This window comes from Leptolyngbya sp. FACHB-36 (assembly GCF_014695955.1).
Taxonomy (GTDB): Bacteria; Cyanobacteriota; Cyanobacteriia; order Leptolyngbyales; family Leptolyngbyaceae; genus FACHB-36.
In genome coordinates, this window is record NZ_JACJPG010000211.1 from 1 (window position 1) to 1,782 (window position 1,782).

Annotated in this window: 3 protein-coding genes; 1 reads left to right on the forward strand and 2 read right to left on the reverse strand. The window is 57.4% G+C overall.

All coding sequences use genetic code 11. The features are described from left to right. Positions 1-785, reverse strand: a 785-nt coding sequence (locus H6F43_RS04900; RefSeq protein ID WP_190341226.1) for a PPC domain-containing protein, incomplete at its 3' end; no start/stop codon positions are given. A gap of 14 nt (positions 786-799) precedes the next feature. Between H6F43_RS04900 and H6F43_RS04905 the strand changes: the two genes are divergently transcribed. Continuing rightward, the gene (locus H6F43_RS04905) at positions 800-952 is read left to right on the forward strand and encodes a hypothetical protein (protein WP_190341228.1); all 153 of its coding nucleotides are present in this window, start codon (positions 800-802) and stop codon (positions 950-952) included. Between the two features lie 12 nt (positions 953-964). Here H6F43_RS04905 and H6F43_RS04910 read toward each other — a convergent pair whose 3' ends face one another. Then, positions 965-1,747, reverse strand: coding sequence for a TIGR00297 family protein (locus tag H6F43_RS04910; protein WP_190341230.1), 783 nt, complete (start codon positions 1,745-1,747; stop codon positions 965-967). Positions 1,748-1,782 lie beyond the last annotated feature (35 nt).

The window sequence follows — 1,782 nt, forward strand, 5'->3', positions numbered from 1 at the left end:
GCCCACGCTTCTGGCGCGTTCACCGCCGTCAGATCCCATGCGGTTCCCTCGGCAGCAACATCGGCAAAGCTGGGTTGCCCGATCGCCCGCGCCACGGCAGCTGCCGCGTTGACCAAGCCATACCCAGAACTGGTGCTGAACGATCGACCCGGTGCGCTGACTGCAAGATTCAGGCTGTAGGCTGTGCTGCCCAAGTAGGGGTAGACCCGGATGGCGTAGCTACCCGCCGACAAAACGCGGCGAATTGCTTCGGATGCTGTCTCGCTAGCATCAGAGTAGGCAATGACGTTACCCGCGCGATCGAGCAGTTGCACATCGGCATCGGCGCTAAGCCCCGTTAAAGACAAGTCAAGTGTGCTGTCGGTGACTAGCGAGAATTTGTAGAAATCGTTGGGATCGGACGATCCAACAGACTCTGCGATCGTCAGCGGACTGCTAAGAAGTCCAAGATCGCGAGCAAGATCGATTGTGTTTCCCACGGTGTCTGTGGGTTCAGCGGCGATCGTGGCGTACTCAAAATTTAAGTCGTCACTGAGCGGAAGCGCTGTTTCTGGCGTTGGAGGAGCCGAATCCGGCAGCAGAGAGGGAGGAGCGCTAGAGAAACCCGCCGCGGCGGAAACCGATGTCAGCGAATCGGGGCTGGAGAAAAGCGAGGGTTCGGAGGTCGTGAGCACTGCACGATCGCCCTCGGTCCAGGGTTGCGAACTCCAGGTTTGTGAGCTCCAGGGTTGTGAGCTCCAACCTTGCGAACTGGAGCGTTGAAGCAGTCCGGATGGTTCTAACATGAAGGACGTTGTGATTGATTCGGCTAAACAGCGTTACGGATGCCAGTCGGGTACGATCGCTAGAACTCATCAATCTAGGCACCAATCGAGAGTTGAGCAAGCTAACATCTCACGTGGCGCAAGCTGCCTCACTGCTCTACAGTAGCCTAGACAGCCGATCAGGATAATTTCATGTTCGATTAGGAAGCATCAATTAACTGGATTACAATCGCCAGCAGCACCGCGACAACCGCACCGATCAAGGTATTCAGCACATTCACCAACTCATTCGTTAACCAGTCATAGCGCGATTGCAGCGTTGCGCCAATCACGCTTTCTAGATTGGTGGCAACAAAGGCAGCGATCGCGCAAATGGCGACTCCAACGAGCGAAATTAGCCCCACTGACCACGCAATCAGCGCGATCGCCACTGACGCGACCAGTCCCGCCAGCGTACCTTCCAAGCTAACGGCTCCCTCGGTGCCACGGGGAACAGGCTGCAAGGTGGTAATCAAAAACGTGCGCTGTCCGTACGCTTTGCCGATCTCGCTGGCGCAGGTGTCTGATAGTTTAGTCGCGATGCTTGCCACATAGCCCAATAGCAGCAGCGAGACGACAGATGCCGTCTGTGCGCCCACATCAAGCAGCGGCACGATCAGGACGCCCACCGCGCATAGGGCACCCACCAGCGCCGACCCCCAAACGTTTTCCGGTCCGCGCGCGCCCGATCGCTTTTCGGCAATGCCCTCTGCCTCTTTTTGCGCCTTGCCGACGCGGGTAGCCGCCGACCCAACCAAAAAATACACCATCATCACCAGATAGCCTTGCCAGCCCAAACTGCCCCACAGCAGCACGCCTAGCACCCACGCATGCGCGATGCCTGCGGGCGTCAGCAGTTTTTTGGTAGCAATCAGGGCGATCGCGCCGAGGACGGAATTAAGCGCGATCGCAATTAGCCAGGGAGACAGCATCGGGAGATCCATGCGCTAAAAAAGAATCCACGACATACTAATTCTGA

Bases quoted from the DNA above. Each gene is read 5' to 3' on its own strand.
- H6F43_RS04910 (WP_190341230.1), bottom strand. From the start codon at position 1,747: ATGGATCTCCCGATGCTGTCTCCCTGGCTAATTGCGATCGCGCTTAAT.